General features: G+C 71.2%; 15 protein-coding genes and 1 pseudogene. 11 read left to right on the plus strand and 5 right to left on the minus strand.

Annotation, left to right across the window (positions count from 1 at the left end; genetic code table 11):
• Positions 1-16: 16 nt before the first annotated feature.
• Positions 17-949 carry a universal stress protein gene (locus STRIP9103_RS07965; protein WP_048819907.1) on the plus strand — a complete coding sequence of 311 codons (933 nt, stop codon included), beginning with the start codon at positions 17-19 and terminating at the stop codon, positions 947-949.
• Positions 950-957: 8 nt separating this feature from the next.
• Here STRIP9103_RS07965 and ppk2 read toward each other — a convergent pair whose 3' ends face one another.
• Positions 958-1,761: a polyphosphate kinase 2 gene (gene ppk2, locus STRIP9103_RS07970; protein ID WP_009302920.1), complete on the minus strand. Its 804-nt coding sequence runs from the start codon at positions 1,759-1,761 to the stop codon at positions 958-960.
• 278 nt (positions 1,762-2,039) lie between these two features.
• On the opposite strand from ppk2, the gene STRIP9103_RS07975 reads away from it, so the two are divergent.
• The 4 genes and pseudogenes from STRIP9103_RS07975 to STRIP9103_RS07990 all read left to right on the plus strand — a co-directional run bounded on the left by STRIP9103_RS07975 (position 2,040) and on the right by STRIP9103_RS07990 (position 6,717).
• Positions 2,040-4,733 (plus strand): bifunctional acetate--CoA ligase family protein/GNAT family N-acetyltransferase, encoded by a 2,694-nt coding sequence (locus STRIP9103_RS07975; RefSeq protein WP_009302974.1) that lies wholly within the window; start codon positions 2,040-2,042, stop codon positions 4,731-4,733.
• 23 nt (positions 4,734-4,756) lie between these two features.
• A pseudogene (locus STRIP9103_RS07980) lies at positions 4,757-5,489 on the plus strand (CBS domain-containing protein).
• A 16-nt stretch (positions 5,490-5,505) separates the two neighbouring features.
• A complete protein-coding gene (locus STRIP9103_RS07985) occupies positions 5,506-6,009 on the plus strand; it encodes a flavodoxin domain-containing protein (RefSeq protein WP_009302982.1) in 504 nt (167 codons plus the stop codon).
• A gap of 348 nt (positions 6,010-6,357) precedes the next feature.
• Positions 6,358-6,717: an ATP-binding protein gene (locus STRIP9103_RS07990; protein WP_009302922.1), complete on the plus strand. Its 360-nt coding sequence runs from the start codon at positions 6,358-6,360 to the stop codon at positions 6,715-6,717.
• Positions 6,718-6,810: 93 nt separating this feature from the next.
• On the opposite strand, the gene STRIP9103_RS07995 is transcribed toward STRIP9103_RS07990, so the two are convergent.
• From STRIP9103_RS07995 to STRIP9103_RS08005, 3 genes are all read right to left on the minus strand, one after another.
• Positions 6,811-7,170: a response regulator transcription factor gene (locus STRIP9103_RS07995; RefSeq protein WP_199790520.1), complete on the minus strand. Its 360-nt coding sequence runs from the start codon at positions 7,168-7,170 to the stop codon at positions 6,811-6,813.
• A gap of 294 nt (positions 7,171-7,464) precedes the next feature.
• Positions 7,465-8,169 (minus strand): CBS domain-containing protein, encoded by a 705-nt coding sequence (locus STRIP9103_RS08000; protein WP_009302935.1) that lies wholly within the window; start codon positions 8,167-8,169, stop codon positions 7,465-7,467.
• Positions 8,170-8,210: 41 nt separating this feature from the next.
• Complete coding sequence (locus tag STRIP9103_RS08005) at positions 8,211-8,675, minus strand: cyclic nucleotide-binding domain-containing protein (RefSeq protein ID WP_009302966.1); 465 nt, start codon at positions 8,673-8,675, stop codon at positions 8,211-8,213.
• A 489-nt stretch (positions 8,676-9,164) separates the two neighbouring features.
• Here STRIP9103_RS08005 and STRIP9103_RS08010 point away from each other — a divergent pair, with 489 nt between their 5' ends.
• A complete protein-coding gene (locus tag STRIP9103_RS08010) occupies positions 9,165-10,088 on the plus strand; it encodes a carbamate kinase (protein ID WP_009302946.1) in 924 nt (307 codons plus the stop codon).
• Between the two features lie 321 nt (positions 10,089-10,409).
• On the plus strand, positions 10,410-11,408 hold the full coding sequence (locus STRIP9103_RS08015; protein WP_009302980.1) for an Acg family FMN-binding oxidoreductase: 999 nt from the start codon (positions 10,410-10,412) through the stop codon (positions 11,406-11,408).
• A 16-nt stretch (positions 11,409-11,424) separates the two neighbouring features.
• Here the strand turns inward: STRIP9103_RS08015 and STRIP9103_RS08020 are convergent, their stop codons facing one another.
• Positions 11,425-11,805 carry an STAS domain-containing protein gene (locus tag STRIP9103_RS08020; RefSeq protein ID WP_078613836.1) on the minus strand — a complete coding sequence of 127 codons (381 nt, stop codon included), beginning with the start codon at positions 11,803-11,805 and terminating at the stop codon, positions 11,425-11,427.
• Between the two features lie 285 nt (positions 11,806-12,090).
• Between STRIP9103_RS08020 and STRIP9103_RS08025 the strand changes: the two genes are divergently transcribed.
• The 4 genes from STRIP9103_RS08025 to STRIP9103_RS08040 form a co-directional block, all read left to right on the plus strand.
• Positions 12,091-12,531, plus strand: coding sequence for a pyridoxamine 5'-phosphate oxidase family protein (locus STRIP9103_RS08025; protein WP_009302968.1), 441 nt, complete (start codon positions 12,091-12,093; stop codon positions 12,529-12,531).
• 265 nt (positions 12,532-12,796) lie between these two features.
• On the plus strand, positions 12,797-13,630 hold the full coding sequence (locus STRIP9103_RS08030; RefSeq protein ID WP_009302942.1) for a universal stress protein: 834 nt from the start codon (positions 12,797-12,799) through the stop codon (positions 13,628-13,630).
• A 123-nt stretch (positions 13,631-13,753) separates the two neighbouring features.
• Positions 13,754-16,135, plus strand: coding sequence for a phosphoketolase family protein (locus STRIP9103_RS08035; protein ID WP_048819909.1), 2,382 nt, complete (start codon positions 13,754-13,756; stop codon positions 16,133-16,135).
• 152 nt (positions 16,136-16,287) lie between these two features.
• Positions 16,288-16,847, plus strand: a 560-nt coding sequence (locus tag STRIP9103_RS08040) for a DoxX family membrane protein (protein WP_048819910.1), incomplete at its 3' end; no start/stop codon positions are given.

The raw sequence follows: 16,847 nt of genomic DNA on the forward strand, positions 1-16,847 counted from the left end.
TGAGGGAGTGCAGATCATGAACGCACCGGCCGAACGAGTCCTCTTCGGGCCCCTGGTCGTCGGCGTGGACGGCTCCGAGCCGAGCCTGCGGGCCGTCGACTGGGCGGCCGACGAGGCCGCGCTGCGCGGGGTGCCGCTGCGGGTGGTGTACGCCTGCCTGTGGGAGCGGTACGAGGGTGCCGCACTCGCCCACGACATCGGCAAGCCGACCGCGCTGCCTCTGGCCCAGGACGTCGTCGGCGCCGCTGCCCAGCGGGCACGCGCCCGGCACCCCGACCTGCGGGTGAGCGCCGACGTGGTGTTCGAGGAGCCGGAGTACGCCCTGGTGCGCGAGGGGAGGAACGCCTCCGCGCTGGTGGTGGGCACCCGCGGCCGCAGCGGCATCGCCGAGATGCTTCTCGGCTCCGTCAGCCTGACCGTCGCCGCCCACGCCGACTGCCCGGTGATCGTGTTGCGCGGCAGTCACGACAACCAGGCGACGCCCCCGGTCCACGGTCGCGTAGTGGTGGGCATCGGCGATGAGGTGAAGGAGTCGGCGGTCGTGAGGTTCGCCGCCGAGGAGGCGCGGCGACGCGGCGTGCCCCTGGAAGCCGTACGGGCCTGGCGGTGCCCCGCACACGAGACCACCGACCACCCTCCCCCAGACTTCGTCCGGGGGTACCCCCAGCTGGCCGGTGAGCCTGCCCGCCTGCACGAGCAGCAGGCGGCGGAGGAACTGGAGGCGGCCGTGCAGGACGTCCCGGCGGATGTCAGCGTGCGCCGGCGTACCGTCGAGGGCCACGCCCGCCGGGTACTGGTCGACGCCTCGCACGAAGCTGACTTGCTCGTTGTCGGTGCCAGGCGTCGCGAGGGACTCTTCGGGCTCCAGCTCGGTCGGGTCGCCCATGCGGCACTGCACCACTCCGCCTGCCCGGTCGCCGTCGTACCGCACCGGGTGCACGACGCCTGACCGGCGTCTCAGAGGCTCGCCGCGTGGTCCGGGACGTAGGTCTGCAGATCACGCGGCGGGCGCTCATAGCCCGTCGACGGCGGCCGCTCCGGCAGCTCCAGCACCGGCGGCGGAACCTCGCGGTACGGCACGGAATCGAGCAGATGGGCGATCATGTTCAGCCGGGCCCGCCGCTTGGCGTCGCTCTCGACCACGTACCACGGCGCCTCGGAGATGTCCGTGTGCACCAGCATCTCGTCCTTGGCCCGGGAGTACGCCTCCCAGCGGGTGATCGACTCCAGGTCCATCGGCGACAGCTTCCAGCGCCGCACCGGATCCTGCAGCCGGCGCCGGAACCGCTCCTGCTGCTCGGTGTCGCTCACCGAGAACCAGTACTTGCGCAGCAGGACCCCGGCCTCCACCAGCATCCGCTCGAAGATCGGGCACTGCCGCAGGAACAGCTGGTACTCCTCCTTCGTGCAGAAGCCCATCACGTGCTCGACACCGGCCCGGTTGTACCAGGAGCGGTCGAACAGCACGATCTCCCCGGCCGCCGGCAGATGCTCGACGTACCGCTGGAAGTACCACTGGGTGCGCTCGCGCTCGGTCGGCTTGGGCAGCGCGGCGATCCTGGCGACACGCGGGTTGAGGTGCTCGGCGACCCGCTTGATGGTGCCGCCCTTGCCCGCCGCGTCCCGGCCCTCGAAGACGACCACGAGCCGGGCGCCCTCCGCGCGCACCCACTCCTGCAACTTCACCAGCTCCGTCTGCAAGCGGAGCAGTTCACGCTCGTACGTCTTGCGCGGCAGCTTCGCCGCCTCGTTCCCGGCCATGCCGCCTCCATCCCCGATGACCTACATCGATGACTCCAACGTCATCATCGCGCCCCGGTCATGGACCGGGACAGCACCGTACTGACCGGCAAGAAGTGGCGCGCCCCCATCCGTGTTCGGCAGCCGAGCGGCGGTTTGGTCGGTCTCGGGTCGGCTTGCCGGGCCGACCGGCGAAACCTTGGGCCAATCGGCCCTCATATCGCCCCCGGACAGCCCATGGGACCACCCCCCGATCCGCCGGATGCTCGATGCGTCAAGAGGTTTGGAGGAGTCCCGCGATGACGCACGACGTGACTGACCGACCACCCGTCCACGCTTTGCTCGCGGACGGCACCACCGTGTGCATCCGTTCCGCGCTGCCCGGCGACCACGACCAGCTGGAGGGGTTCTACGAGGAGATGTCCCCGGAGAACCTGCGCCTGCGCTTCTTCGCCGCGAGCCACCGGTCGGCCCGTCTGGCCGCCGACCGGGCCTGCGCCCGGGCGCACCCTGGCTACCGGGCACTGCTGGCCGAGACGCAGGGCCGGGTGATCGGCATCGCCGAGTACGACACCGGGGACGAGAAGGCGGTGGCCGAGGTCTCCATCGCCGTTGCCGATGGGCTGCACCACCGCGGGGTGGGCACGCTGCTCGTGGAGCACCTCGTCTCTGCGGCCCGCGCCGAGGGCATCACGACCTTCACGGCCGACGCGCTCAGCGAGAACCACGAGGTGCTGAGGCTCTTCGCCGACCTCGGCCTGCGCACCGCCCGCCGCTTCGAGGGCCCAGAGGTGCGCTGCACCATCGAACTCGACCAGAGCGACACCTACCTCACGGCCGTCGAGGAACGCGGCCGGGCCGCCAACGTCGCCAGCCTCCGGCCGCTGCTGCAGCCGGACGTGGTGGCCGTCGTCGGCGCTGGACGCAAGCCGGGCTCGGTGGGCCGGGCGGTCCTGCACCAGCTGCACGCGGGCGGCTTCACCGGGCGGCTGTTCGCGGTGAACCCCGCCGCGCACTCGATCCTCGGCGTGCCGTCCTACCCGTCCGTCAGCGCCCTGCCCAAGACACCCGACGTGGCCGTCGTCGCCGTACCCGCCGCCGCGGTCCCGGAGACCGCCGAGGAGTGCGGTAAAGCGGGTGTACGGGCCCTGCTGGTCGTCACGGCGGGTCTGGACGCCGGCCAGGCGCACGCCCTGCTGGCGGCCTGCCGCTCGTACGGCATGCGGCTCGTCGGTCCCAACTGCCTCGGCATCTCCAACACCGCCCCCCAACTCTGCCTCGACGCCACCTTCGCCGCCGGCCACCCGCGCCCCGGCACCGCCGGAGTCGCCGTACAGTCCGGCGGCGTGGGCATCGCCCTGCTCGACGGGCTGTCCCGGCTCGGCATCGGCGTCTCCTCCTTCGCCTCCCTCGGCGACAAGTACGACGTCAGCGGCAACGACATGCTCCAATGGTGGGAGAGCGACGGCCGTACCGGCCTCGCCCTGCTGCACCTGGAGTCCTTCGGCAGCCCCCGCGCCTTCTCCCGCACGGCCCGCCGCGTCACCCGCCGCATGCCGGTGCTCACCGTCGACGCCGGACGTACCGACGCAGGCCGCCGCGCCGCCGCCTCCCACACCGCGGCCGCCGCCACCCGCACCATGACCCGCGGCGCGCTGTTCACCCAGGCAGGCATCACCGCCACCCGCTCGGTCGGCGAACTCCTCGAAACCGCCGCGCTGTTGCACTCGCAGTCGCTGCCCGCCGGCAGCCGGGTGATGATCGTCACCAATGCGGGCGGCGCCGGTGTCCTGGCGGCCGACGCCTGCGCCGAGGCCGGGCTGTCGCTGCCGGCGCCGACCTCCGAGCTGATCGACGACCTGCTCGCCGTCCTGCCGGACGGAGCTGCCGTGGGCAACCCGGTCGACGCCACCGCCGCCGTCACGGAGGAACAGCTCACCGAGTGCGTGGACCGGATCATGCGCTACGGCGGCGTCGATGCCGTCCTCGTAGCCCTCGTGCCCACCGCAGTCGCCACGGCGACCGGCGACGACCTCGTGAGGGCCCTCACCCGAACCTCTGGCCGGCGGCCCAAGCCGCTCGTCGCGGTACGGCTCGAACAGGCCCTGCCCGTCGAGCTGCTGCCCGCCGCTGATGGCGCCACCGTCCCGGCGTATGCCGAACCCCAGGCGGCGGCACGGGCGTTGGCCCACGCTGCCCACCGTGCGGCCTGGCTCGCCCGGCCCGCCGGGACCGTCCCCGCCCTCGACGGCGTCGATACGAAGCGTGCCCACGCAGTCGTCGAGGACTACCTTGCCGCACACCCTGACGGCGGCTGGCTCGACCCGCGCACCTGCGCCGATCTGCTGGCCTGCTACGGCATCCCGCAGATCCCCTGGGCCTGGGCCGAGACCGAGGACGAGGCGGTCCTGGCCGCCGACCGGCTGCGCGGCGTCGACGGCCGCGTGGTCATGAAGGCCCACTGGCCAGGGCTGGTGCACAAGAGTCAGCAGCACGCCGTCCACCTCGACCTGCGCGGCGATTCCGAGATCCGGGCCGCCTTCCGCGACCTGGAGACCCGCTTCGCCGGGCTGATGACCGGCGTCGTGCTGCAGCCGCTCGCCGCCCGAGGCACCGAGCTGTTCGCCGGCGTCGTCCAGGACCAGGTCTTCGGCCCGCTCGTCCTGTTCGGGCTCGGCGGTACGGCCACAGAGGTACTGGCCGACCACGCGGCCCGGCTCGCCCCGCTCACCGACCACGACGTACACGACCTGATCACCACCCCGCGCTGCGCCCCGCTCCTGTTCGGCGCGCACGGCAACGGACCCGTCGACCTCGAAGAGCTGGAGCAACTGCTGCTGCGGCTGTCCCGCATGGCGGCGGACCTGCCACAGCTTGCTGAGACCGACTTCAACCCGGTCCTCTCGACACCGGGCGGCGTCACCGTGCTGGACGCGCGGATCCGCCTGGTGCCGTGCAGGCCCCAGGACCCCTATCTGCGCCGGCTCCGCTGAGTGAAGCAGAGGAGAAAACAGACATGAAACACAACAAGGTAGGCTCCGTGATGACCACGGACGTCGTCCGCGCCGAGTACGGAACCCCGTTCAAGGAGGTCGCGCGGCTGCTCGCGGACCACCGGATCAGCGGACTGCCGGTGGTCGACGAGGACGACAAGGTCATCGGCGTCATCTCCGAAACGGACCTGATCGCACGCCAGGCCGCCACCCCAGAACCGTACGAACCGCGCCGCCGCTTCACGTTCCCCGGTCTGACGCGCGGAGCCCGACGGCAGGCGGCGAAGACGAACGCCCGCACCGCCGGCCGGCTCATGACCGCGCCGGCCATCACCGCCCACGCCGACGACACCATCGTCGAGGCCGCCCGCACCATGGCCCAGCACCAGGTGGAACGGCTGCCGGTGCTCGACGAGGAGGACCAGCCCCTTCGGCATCGTCACCCGCCGGAACCTGCTCCAGGTCTTCCTGCGCCCCGACAAGGAGATCCGCGAGGAGGTGATCGAGGACGTACTGGTGAGCACCCTGTGGCTGGCGCCCCGCGGCATCGACGTGTCCGTGGTGGAGGGCGTTGTCACACTCACCGGCCACATGGAACGCAAGAGCGAGACGGAGATCGCCCTGTCGATGACCCGCCGGATCGACGGCGTGGTCGGCGTGGTCGACCAGCTCACCTACCGGCTGGACGAGGCGCACCTGCCCACCCCGGAACAGGCGCTGCACGGCGTGGCCGACGACTGGCCGCGCCGATTGTGAGAGGAGGCGTATCCCCATGACCGGCACCGTGTTGGTCACCTACGGAACCACGAACGGATCGACGGCGCAGATCGCCGAAACCATCGCCGACGTCCTGCGCAAGGAAGGGCTGACGGTCGAGGCCCTCCCGGCCCCATCCGTCGCGAGCGTGGCGTCGTACGACGCCGTGGTGGTCGGTGGCGGACTGTACGCCGGACGCTGGCAGAAGCACGCCCGCCGGTTCCTCCGTCGGCACCGCCACGCCTTGGCCGGACGCCCCCTGTGGCTGTTCAGCAGCGGCCCGCTCGACGCCTCGGCCTCGGAGCGGGACATCCCGCCCGTACCCGGGGTGAAGAAGGCCATGACCGAGCTCGACGCCAGGGAACACGTCACCTTCGGCGGCTGCCTGGAGGAAGGCGCGAAGGGATGGGTCGCACGGATGATCCTCCGCAACGGAAAAGGCGGGGACTTCCGCGACTTCACCGCGATCGAGACATGGGCGGCACACGTTGCCGACGAGCTGACGCACATGAATGCGTGACGCTGCCGGGGATCGTGACAGCCACGACGTGGAGAAGGCGCTGACCTTGGGCTCGCTGATGTACAGCCATGTGAAGTTCCCTGTGGTGGCTGCTGTGACAGGTGACGCAGAAGGTGACCTGCGGTTTTCGAACCCCGAGCTGAGATCTCGCAGGCCCATCGGTCCGGCTTCTGGGCCGGTGCACCGCGGTCGACTACGCCCGAATGAGTGACGGCTTCGTGCTTCCTGGATGATCCGATCTGTCGGGGGAAGACGGAAGGAATCTCAAGGACCGAGTCGCCGGAGACCGTGATGGCGCATCCCCCTAAACAGGTCCGCGGGCCCCTCGACGATGACGGCAGTCTCCGGATGGCGGAGCAGGCCAGAGACGTGGCCCGCGGGTTTTTGTCCGTTGCTGCGCCGGAGGGTGGGGTTGCGCGTGATGCGGTGCTGCTGGTGGTGTCGGAGCTGTTCACGAACGCGGTGAGGCATGCCGATGGGGTGACCGGGTTCCGGCTGGAGGCCGGGCCGGGAACGGTGGCGGTCACGGTCCACGATGCCAGCCCCGTCCTGCCGCGCCTCTTGCCGCTGGATGCCACCAGGCCGGGGGGATTCGGCTGGCATCTGGTGCAGGAGCTGTCGGTGGACGTGCGGGTCGACGTTCAAGCGGCGGGCAAGACGGTGACCGCCGTCGTGCCGTGCCCCACCGGCGTCAGCCCGCGTGGCTGAACGGCTGCGGTCGGGGCGTGAACGCGCGATCCCGTCACTGTGTGATGAAGCGGGAGTCGTGCGCATCCGAAGCGCGCATCCTGTGAACGCCGGTCATTTGTCCGCACGGTTGAGCAGCGCGGTGACCCGGCTGGCCAGCTCGCGCGGGCTGAACGGCTTGATGATGTAGTCGTCGGCGCCGGCCGCGAAGCCCACCTCGATGTCCCCTTCCTGGGACCTGGCGGTGATCAAGATGACAGCAAGCGTCGCTGTCTCGGGTGCCGCGCGAAGCTCCCGGCAGACGTCCAGGCCCGACATCCCTGGCATCCGGATGTCCAGCAACGCCAGGTCCACCGTGTTCTCGCGCGCCGCCCTCAGCGCCGCAGTGCCGTCCTCCACGGCCGTGACCTGATGACCGCTTTGGGTGAGCTTCAACGTCACAAGATCCTGGATGTCCGTGTCGTCGTCGGCCACGAGGACATGAGCCATTACTCCTCCAGGGCAACAAACACAATCAGTCACTTTTGCCACATATAACTCACTGGCTCCAGTCGCGAGCGTAAGGGGTGGGCGACGTGGCGGCGACGATTGTCAGGCGGCCGTCGGCTCGGCCGGAGCGATCGGGCCTCGCCGCCGCACCGCGATGACTCGACGGCGAGGGAGCACGGCGAAGCCGGAGGCGTCCGGAACGCGACGGCGAGAGCGGCGACGGCGTCGGCCTGGCCAGAGTCACCGCGTGCGGAGGAGTGCGGTGCGGGCTCGGGTGGGTCACAAGGTTGAGGCGTCCTCGCTGTTACTCGACGGAGTAGGCGCCGGCTCCGAGGAACGGCCGTGCCCGGAGACGTCGAACTCCACGTCCACGACTCCTTCAACGGCGCGGATCAGACGGGCGGCCACGGGGACCAGGGACGTGTCCCGGATGCGGCCGCTGAGCGTCACGATGCCATCCCGCACGGCCACACGTGCGGCGGACGTCGGCGCGGGGAAGAGGTACGCGACCACCTCCCGGCGGACCTCCTCCGCGATCTCCTCGTCATCGCGCAGGAACACCTTCAGCAGGTCGGCGCGGCTGACGATGCCCTGCAGCATGCCCAGCTCATCGACGACCGGGAGCCGTTTGACCTTGGCTCGTGCCATGGCCCGCGCGGCCTGCGCGAGGGTGGCGTCCGCGCGGACGGTGAGGGCGGGGGAGGTCATCAGTTCCCCGGCGGTCACCGCGCCGGCCTTGGCGAGGTCGGACAGGCGCCGCAGCTGGGTGTGCCGGTCGGGGTCGCTGTCGCGGAACTCCTCCTTGTGCAGCAGGTCGGCCTCGGAGACGACCCCGACGACCAGGCCCTCGCCCTCCAGGACGGGCAGGGCGCTGACCTTCCACTCCTGCATCATCCGCACGATCTCCTTGAAGGAGGCGCCACGGCCGATGGCGGCCACCGTGTGCGTCATCACGTCGCTGACGATGTGCGGGCTGCCGTGCATCATGCCTCCTGGGGCGTTGTCGCTTCGTGTCGTCGGTGTCGTCACAGGAGGCTGCCGCTGCCGTAGGGGGCGTACAGGTCGAGCAGCCGGATGCGGGTCGAGCGCAGGCGGTGGGCGAGAACGCCGCCCACCCACTCGGCGACGCTCGCGCCGAGCGCGGCGTCGTCCTTGCACATCGAGCGGATCGCGGTGGCGTCGAACTCGTAGGCGCGCACCGGGCTGGTCGCCTCGGCGCCCAGGTGCCAGGCATGTGGGGCGAACAGCCATGACCAGCCGATGAGTTCGTTGTGCCGGAGGGTCTCGATGACGGCGGCCCGGCGACCGGGTACGCGCATGTCGAGGTCGACGCTGCCGGTACGGATGATCCAGAACCGGTCGGCGCGGCCGCCCTCCTCGAAGAGCCGGGTGCCCTGGGGGAACGACACCTCCCGGGCAAAGCGCATCAGCCGCTGCCGGTGCTCGGCGGGGAGCGCCTGCAGCATGCCGGCCGTGGCGGGAGCGTTCATGACGTGCCTCCAATCAGGGCGTACGAACGTGCCATTGCCAGCGTGCGCCCGTGCCCTGCGCCAAGCGATGGGCCACCCGGCCCCATGGCCGGGCCGCCCGGCCCCGCGTCCGGGTCCATCGGCACCCTGTGCCGGAACAGTTCTGGATGTTCGATGAAGACGAGAGACGACCCGGTGGAAGGGGGTGTGCAGAGTGGCTACGTCACCGACCTCCGAGTTCTGGAAGCTGTTCGCGGTTCTCCTGGCGGTCTCCACGACGGTCACTTTCGTGCTGAGAGCGGTGCTCGACGCACTGGCACTGCGGACGCAGCGGCGTCGGGCCGACCGCCGACCGGCCGCCGTGGAGAGGGCTGAGGTGCCCCGCCGACCTGATCGGATCCCTGTACCTCAGTGAGCACTGGGCCGGCGAAACTGTCGCCTTCGACCAGGCGGAGAACCGGCTGCACACCAACAGCGCCGTATTCGTGGCCACCCTGGAGGACCAAAGCCATGCGTATCGTCATCGCCCTCGGCGGCAACGCACTGTTGCACCGGGGCGAACGCCCCGACGTCGACATTCAAGAGGCGAACATCGACCGGGTGACCACGGCGATCGCCGGTCTCGCCCTGGAACACGAGATCGTCGTCACCCATGGCAACGGGCCACAGATCGGTCTGCTCGCCGAGGAGAGCGCCGCCGACCCGGCGCTGAGGGCTCCCTATCCGCTGGACCTGCTCGGCGCCCAGACACAGGGGATGATCGGCTCGCTGCTGGTCCGAGCACTGCACGACGCGCTGCCGGGGCACCGGATCGCCGCGCTGGTCACGCACACCCTGGTACGGGCCGACGATCCCGCCTTCGGCCGGCCCACGAAGTTCGTCGGCCAGGTGTACTCCCGCAAGATCGCCGAGTCCCTCGCCCGCACGCACGGCTGGCACATCGCCAAGGACGGCAGGGGCTGGCGCCGCGTGGTCCCCTCACCCTCGCCCGAACGGATCCTGGAGATCGAGACCATCCACGCACTACTGGGCAGCCGCGCCCTGGTCCTGTGCGCCGGCGGTGGAGGCGTCCCCGTCACCGCCGACAACGACACCGGCGCGCTGACCGGCGTCGAGGCGGTCGTCGACAAAGACCTCACGGCGGCCCTGCTCGCCGAGCACCTCAAGGCCGACTTCCTGCTCATCCTCACCGACGTCCCGTGCGTCTACGCCGGCTACGGCACCCATGACGCGCAGCCTGTCCTCGACGCAACCCCGGACGACCTGCGCCGCGGAGGCTACCCCGACGGCTCCATGGGCCCCAAGGCGGAGGCCGCCGCCCGGTTCGTCGAACGTACCGGAGGAGTGGCCGCCATCGGCGCCCTCGACGCGGCGTACGAGACCGTCCACGGCAGGTCGGGGACGCTCGTGCGTCCTGACCTGATCGTCGGCTGAGCTGCCGCCAACGAGCCTTGGCATGGGCCGACCAGGCAGCACGGGCGGGAGCGCTCGACCCGGAGTCCGGCACCTCCGTCTGGTGGCGGCTACGTGTCGGCAGGGGCCACCGCGCAGCCGGTGGTGGGCCGTTCCGCCTATGCCCGGACGGGAGCCGGAGGTGGGAATCGCGAGGGTGTTCCCGCATGCCGCTCACTCGGTGAGGTGTGGCCCGTCCGGGCCTGGCGGCGGGACCATCGGCCCCTCACCGGGCCGTGGCCGGGCCCCCACGCTCGTAGGACCAGCACCCCCTGTCCTACGCCGACGCATGAGGAGGGCATCATGCACAGTACAACTCTGGACGCCGTGATTCCGGAGACCTGCGTGTCGGCCGCGGTCGCCGCGCCCTCGATCCACAACACCCAGCCATGGCGCTTTTGCCTGGACGCCGAGTCGGCCACGTTCCAGGTGCGTGCCGCCCCTGAACGCGGCCTGCGGCACACGGACCCGGCAGCCCGTGCCCTGCATCTTTCGGTGGGGGCGTGCCTGCTGAATCTCCGGGTCGCGATCGCGCACTGCGGATGGTCGCCGGTCGGCCGCCTGTTGCCCTCCCCGGAGGACCCCGGCCTGCTCGCCATCGTGCGCCTGGCGGGGTCCGTTGCCCGCCCCACAGGGCACCGCGCCGACCTGTATGAGGCGATCTGGCGCAGGCGCAGCAGCCGCCTGCCGTTCTCGGGCCGGCCGCTGGCACCGTATCTGCGCAGCGAACTCGGGGAAGCCGCCCGGGTGGAGGGCGCGCGGCTGTGGTTCCCCGACCCCGTCGAGACGGGGCGGCTGCTCCGCCTGACCGCGGAGGCGGAGCGCCGCAACCGCGTCGACACCGACCGCGCCGCGGAGAGCAACCGCTGGGTGCACCGCGACCTGCAGCCGACTCCCGATGTGGGTCTGCCGCAGGCGGTGCTCGGCCCCCAGGACGCCCGCGAACACCTTCCCCTGCGGGACTTCACCGCGCAGCGGCACACCGAGCGGCTGATCGCCCGACCCTTTGAGGCGGCACCCGTACTTGCTGTGCTGATCACCGAGCACGACCGCCGCGCCGACTGGCTGCGGGCCGGCCAGGCACTCCAGCACGTGTGGCTCCTCGCCACCGCTCACGGTCTGCGCGCCTCCCTGCTGCACCAGGCGCTGGAGTGGCCGGACCTGCGCAGGTCCCTGAGCCCGACCCCCGGGCGGACCGGTCCCGTGCAGATGCTCATCCGCCTCGGATACGGCCCCGAAGGCGCGGAGAGCCCGCGGCGCGCCCCGGGCGCGGTGCTCGATGCGGCGCTGCCGAGCCGGTAGGCCCCCGGGCCGGTCATCAGCCCGTGGCGACGGCCGCGGGCGTACCGGCCAGGGCTTCGTTCAGGCTGGAGTGCAGCTCGAAGACACCCGCCAGGCCCACGGCTCGAAGGATCCGCCGGAAGCCGGCGCTGTCGGTGACCAGCCGCAGCCGACCGTACCGTGCCTCGGTGCGGTTCCGGGCCCGGCACAGGACGCCCAGGCCGGTGCAGTCGATGAAGGCCGTGGAGCGCAGGTCCAGCACCAGATCGGGGTGCAGGGCGGCGGTCAGGGCGTCCAGTCGGGCCGCGAGGGGCGGCGCGGTGAAGATGTCGATCTCGCCACGCAGCTCCACGACGGTGGTTTCACCGACGGTGTGTTCCGTGGGGTGAGGCGTGGACCTGGGGTCAATTCCGGACATGGTCTGAGACAACAGGGCAAATCGAGGTGGCGGTAGGGCCGGTCGGCCCTACCGTCCGGTTCGGGCGTAGCCGCCGCGCCTGCCGAGCGGGGTGAAGCAGCCCACTGGCCCAAGCAGGACCAGCACCTCCCCGGAAGGCCAGGGCCCACTGGGGGATTGATCGCAGCGTGACACGGGTCGTTCTCCGCTATGGCCGGGACCGTTGGCCCACTCATTCCGAGCCTCACACGGTTCAGGCTGGACAAGACGCAGTACCGCTGTACCAGGCGAAAGACAGGTTGGCAGATGTATCCCAACGACGGTTTCCGCGAACTCGGGCGGCAGGAATGTCTGCGGCTGATGGCCAAGGTGCCCGTCGGCCGCATCGTCTACACGCGCCGGGCCCTGCCCGCCGTACTGCCGGTCAACTTCAGCCTCGACGACGACGGCGCGGTCCTGCTGCGCACCTCTGCGGCTTCGGATCTGGTCCGCGCGGTCGACGGCGCGGTGGTCGCCTTCGAGGCCGACGACGTCGACGCGGCCCGGCACTCCGGCTGGAGCGTTGTCGTCACAGGATCGGCTGCAGTGGTGACCGACCTCTCCGAGCACGAACGGCTGGCCCGCACCGGTCCGGTCTCCTGGGTGCCCGCGCCGCAGGAGGTCTTCGTCCGCATCGAGCCGGAACTGGTCACCGGGCGTGAGCTCATCGGCGGACGCACCCTGTATGGGGTGGACCTCACCGCTTGAAGGTCTCACTTCTCCTTCCCGGGGTTCCCTCTCGTCCGGCCGGGCGAGCCACAGGGCCTGCCGGGACCCTTCGTCCCGACGGGACGGGCCGCACGGCGTACCGACGGGTTCCATCGGTCCCTGCCCCTGGCGGCCGCGGACGACGAGCATCCTTCGTGGACCCGCCGTGGGATCGACGCCCAGTCGATCGGCGCGAGTTCGCCACCGCACTCGGCGCCCCTTCGGGGGTGCCCACCCTGCGCACGGAAGAGAAGGGAACAGGACAATGACTGATCGTCATGTGGCTGTGGGAGTGGACGGTTCACTGGTCGCCGTACGGGCCCTGGACTGGGCCGCCGAGGAAGCGGTGCGCCGCAGCACCGCGTTGCGCATTGTCTACGCCGTGGCCGACCGCGACGAGGCCGGGCCGGTTCTGGCGTCGGCCGCCGCACGGGTCCACGAGCGCCACCCGGGTCTGCCGGTGGAGACCAGGGCCGTGGAGGACGGCGCGGTGCGGGCGCTGGCGCGGGAGAGCGTGGCCGCGGCCCTCACCGTCGTGGGTACACGGGGGTTCGGCAGTGTTTCGGGTCTGCTGGCCGGGTCGGTGAGCTGGCGCCTGGCCGCCCAGGTGCACAGTCCGCTGCTGGTCGCCCGTGGGGACCATCCCTGTGACGAGGGGCGTGAGGTGCTGCTCGGTCTGGAGAGCGACGCCGACGAGGCCGCAGCTGCCTATGCCTTCCAGGAAGCGGCGCGGCGCGGGGTCCGGCTGCGTGTTGTGCACTCTGCCACGCACCGGCATGTCGCACCCGAACTGCCCTCGTTGGTAGCCGCGACGAGCCCCGGCCAACAGCGCCAGGCCCGCAACGACCGGGCCGAAGAAGCCGTGGCGCGGTTCAGCATCGCCGGGCTGAGGGAGGCGTATCCCCAGGTCGAGGTCGACAGCCGGACGGTTCGCACCGGCCCGGCCCACGCCCTGCTGGCGGGCACGCGTGAGGCCGGCGTCGTGGTCATCGGCACGCGTCGGCGCGCGGGCCGGCTCGGGCCACCGGTCGGCCCGGTCGCGCATGTCCTGTTGCAGCACTCCCACTGCCCTGTCGTGCTCGTGCCGGCGACCGGATAACGGATATAGCGGTCCCGGGATGGCCCGGTCGGCCCTGGCGGGTACCCGACGGACCGGGGGAGGGTGGGGAAGTACGGACCCGCATGCACCTCCGACCGACCCCGATCCGGAAGGGACCCGATGATGTCCGTCGACACGCAGCGGACGCCGACCCCGCTCTCCGACGACGAGCTGAGGACGCTGGACGCCCACTGGCGCGCCGCGAACTACCTCTCCGTCGGCCAGATCTACCTCATGGCCAACCCCCTGCTGACCGAGCCGCTGCGCCCGGAGCACGTCAAGCCGCGCCTGCTCGGCCACTGGGGCACCTCGCCCGGGCTCAACCTCGTGCACACCCACCTCAACCGCGTCATCAAGGCCCGTGACCTGGACTCTCTGTGCATCTGGGGCCCCGGTCACGGCGGCCCCGCGGTGGTCGCGGGCTCCTGGCTGGAAGGCTCGTACACCCAGACCTACCCCGACATCACCCAGGACGCGGCCGGCATGGCCCGGCTGTTCAAACAGTTCTCGTTCCCCGGCGGCATCCCCAGCCATGTCGCGCCCGAGACGCCGGGCTCCATCCACGAGGGCGGCGAACTGGGCTACTCCCTCTCGCACGCCTACGGCGCCGCCCTCGACAACCCGGCCCTGCTGGTCGCCTGTGTCGTCGGCGACGGCGAGGCGGAGACCGGCCCGCTGGCCGCCTCCTGGCACTCCAACAAGTTCCTCGACCCCGTCCACGACGGCGCCGTCCTGCCGATCCTCCATCTCAACGGCTACAAGATCGCCAACCCGACCGTGCTCGCCCGGCTCCCCGAGCCAGAACTCGACGCACTCCTGCAGGGGTACGGCCATGATCCGATCCACGTCACCGGCGACGACCCGACCGCCGTCCACCGCGCGATGGCCGAGGCCATGGACACCGCCCTGGACCGCATCGCCGCGCTCCAGCGCGCCGCACGCGAGGACGGCGCGACCGAGCGCCCGCGCTGGCCGGTGATCGTGCTGCGCACCCCCAAGGGCTGGACTGGCCCGGCCGAAGTCGACGGGCTGCCGGTGGAAGGCACCTGGCGCGCCCATCAGGTCCCCCTGTCCGCCGTCCGCGACAACCCGGATCACCTGCGGCAGTTGGAGGCGTGGCTGCGTTCGTACCGCCCCGAGGAGCTGTTCGACGAGCACGGCAGTCCCGTACCCGCCGTCCTGGCCTGCGTCCCGGACGGTGCCCGCCGCCTGGGCGCCACCCCGCACGCCAACGGCGGCCTGCTGCTGCGCGAACTGCCCCTGCCCCCGCTGGAGCGGTACGCCGTCTCCGTCGACAAACCCGGAGCGACCCTGCACGAACCCACCCGCGTCCTCGGCGACCTGCTGGAAGACGTCATGCGCGCCACCACCGACCGGCGGGACTTCCGCCTCGTAGGCCCCGACGAGACCGCCTCCAACCGCCTCCAGGCCGTCTACGCCGCCAGCGGCAAGGCGTGGCAGGCCGACACCCTCGACGTGGACGAACACCTCGACCGGCACGGCCGGGTGATGGAGATCCTCTCCGAACACACCTGCCAGGGCTGGCTGGAGGGCTACCTCCTGACCGGCCGGCACGGACTTTTCTCCTGCTACGAGGCGTTCGTGCACATCGTCGACTCGATGGTCAACCAGCACATCAAATGGCTGCGCGTCACCCAGCGCCTGCCCTGGCGCGCCCCCATCGCCTCCCTCAACTACCTGCTCACCTCGCACGTCTGGCGCCAGGACCACAACGGCTTCTCGCACCAGGACCCCGGCTTCGTCGACCACATCCTCAACAAAAGTCCCGAGGCCGTACGGGTCTACCTGCCGCCGGACGCCAACACCCTGCTCTCGGTGGCCGACCACGCGCTCAGGAGTCGCGACTACGTCAACGTGATCGTGGCCGGCAAGCAGCCCTGCTTCGACTGGCTGACGATGGAGCAGGCCAAGGTCCACTGCGCGCGCGGCGCCGGGATCTGGGACTGGGCGGGCACCGAGAACGGCCGCGAGCCGGACGTGGTGCTGGCCTGCGCCGGCGACGTGCCCACCCAGGAGATCCTGGCCGCCGCCCAGCTGCTGCGCCGGCACCTGCCCGAACTCGCCGTCCGCGTCGTCAACGTGGTCGACATCGCCCGGCTGATGCCGAGCGAGGAACACCCGCACGGCATGAGCGACTTCGAGTACGACGGGCTCTTCACGCCGGACAAGCCGGTCATCTTCGCCTACCACGGCTACCCGTGGCTGATCCACCGGCTCGCCTACCGCCGCACCGGCCACAAGAACCTTCGTGTGCGCGGCTACAAGGAGATCGGCACCACCACGACACCGTTCGACATGGTGGTCCGCAACGACCTCGACCGCTACCGCCTGGTCATGGACGTCATTGACCGCGTCCCCGGCCTTGCGGTGCGCGCCGCCGCCGTACGCCAGCGGATGGAGGACGCCCGGCTGCGCCACCACGACTGGATCCGCGCCCACGGCACCGACCTGCCAGAGATCGCCGACTGGGCTTGGGACGGCTGACCGATCCCAACGGGCCCGGGCAGAGAGGGCCGTTCGGCCCGCCTGCCGGGCCCTGCAGCCCCTCCGCCGGGCGTTGACGACGCGGGACATTGAAGGCGCACCGAGAGTCGTCCACATTCTGCGCGTCGCACCCCTCGAAAGGGATGAGCATCATGGCAGTGCACGACCACCCCCACCGGCATCCGGGATTCCGCTTCCCGTCCCTGCGCAGGGCGGGGACGGCGCCCGCCTCCGCCGCCGAGACGACCGCCGCCGCGACGGCGACCCGTGCGTACGTGTTCGCCGGGCTCCGCCTGCTGACCGGCTTCGTCTTCCTGTGGGCGTTCCTCGACAAGACCTTCGGCTTCGGCTACGCCACGCCGTCCGGCAAGGGCTGGATCGACGGCGGCTCGCCGACGAAGGGCTTCCTCAGCGGCGTGGCGGTCGGCCCGATGGAGTCCACCTTCCACGACTGGGCCGGGGCCACCTGGGCCAACTGGCTGTTCATGCTCGGGCTGCTCGGCGTCGGCCTCGCCCTGATCGCGGGCATCGGCCTGCGGCTTGCCGCGGTCGCCGGCACCGCCATGATGGCGCTGATGTGGATCGCGGAGTGGCCGCCGGCCCAGCACCTGTCCGACGGGTCGGCGAGCATGTCGACCAACCCGTTCGCCGACTACCACCTCATCTACGCCGTCGTCCTCATCGCCCTCGCGGCCGCGGGTGCCGGCGCCAC

The organism is Streptomyces ipomoeae 91-03, from assembly GCF_000317595.1.
GTDB classification, from domain to species: Bacteria; Actinomycetota; Actinomycetes; order Streptomycetales; family Streptomycetaceae; genus Streptomyces; species Streptomyces ipomoeae.

What these genes read in the sequence shown, in the direction of transcription:
- STRIP9103_RS07965 (WP_048819907.1), top strand. Translation starts at nt 17, where the DNA reads ATGAACGCACCGGCCGAACGAGTCCTCTTCGGGCCCCTGGTCGTCGGC.
- ppk2 (WP_009302920.1), bottom strand. Translation starts at nt 1,761, where the DNA reads ATGGCCGGGAACGAGGCGGCGAAGCTGCCGCGCAAGACGTACGAGCGT.
- STRIP9103_RS07975 (WP_009302974.1), top strand. Translation starts at nt 2,040, where the DNA reads ATGACGCACGACGTGACTGACCGACCACCCGTCCACGCTTTGCTCGCG.
- STRIP9103_RS07985 (WP_009302982.1), top strand. Translation starts at nt 5,506, where the DNA reads ATGACCGGCACCGTGTTGGTCACCTACGGAACCACGAACGGATCGACG.
- STRIP9103_RS07990 (WP_009302922.1), top strand. Translation starts at nt 6,358, where the DNA reads ATGGCGGAGCAGGCCAGAGACGTGGCCCGCGGGTTTTTGTCCGTTGCT.
- STRIP9103_RS08000 (WP_009302935.1), bottom strand. Translation starts at nt 8,169, where the DNA reads ATGCACGGCAGCCCGCACATCGTCAGCGACGTGATGACGCACACGGTG.
- STRIP9103_RS08005 (WP_009302966.1), bottom strand. Translation starts at nt 8,675, where the DNA reads ATGAACGCTCCCGCCACGGCCGGCATGCTGCAGGCGCTCCCCGCCGAG.
- STRIP9103_RS08010 (WP_009302946.1), top strand. Translation starts at nt 9,165, where the DNA reads ATGCGTATCGTCATCGCCCTCGGCGGCAACGCACTGTTGCACCGGGGC.
- STRIP9103_RS08015 (WP_009302980.1), top strand. Translation starts at nt 10,410, where the DNA reads ATGCACAGTACAACTCTGGACGCCGTGATTCCGGAGACCTGCGTGTCG.
- STRIP9103_RS08020 (WP_078613836.1), bottom strand. Translation starts at nt 11,805, where the DNA reads ATGTCCGGAATTGACCCCAGGTCCACGCCTCACCCCACGGAACACACC.
- STRIP9103_RS08025 (WP_009302968.1), top strand. Translation starts at nt 12,091, where the DNA reads ATGTATCCCAACGACGGTTTCCGCGAACTCGGGCGGCAGGAATGTCTG.
- STRIP9103_RS08030 (WP_009302942.1), top strand. Translation starts at nt 12,797, where the DNA reads ATGACTGATCGTCATGTGGCTGTGGGAGTGGACGGTTCACTGGTCGCC.
- STRIP9103_RS08035 (WP_048819909.1), top strand. Translation starts at nt 13,754, where the DNA reads ATGTCCGTCGACACGCAGCGGACGCCGACCCCGCTCTCCGACGACGAG.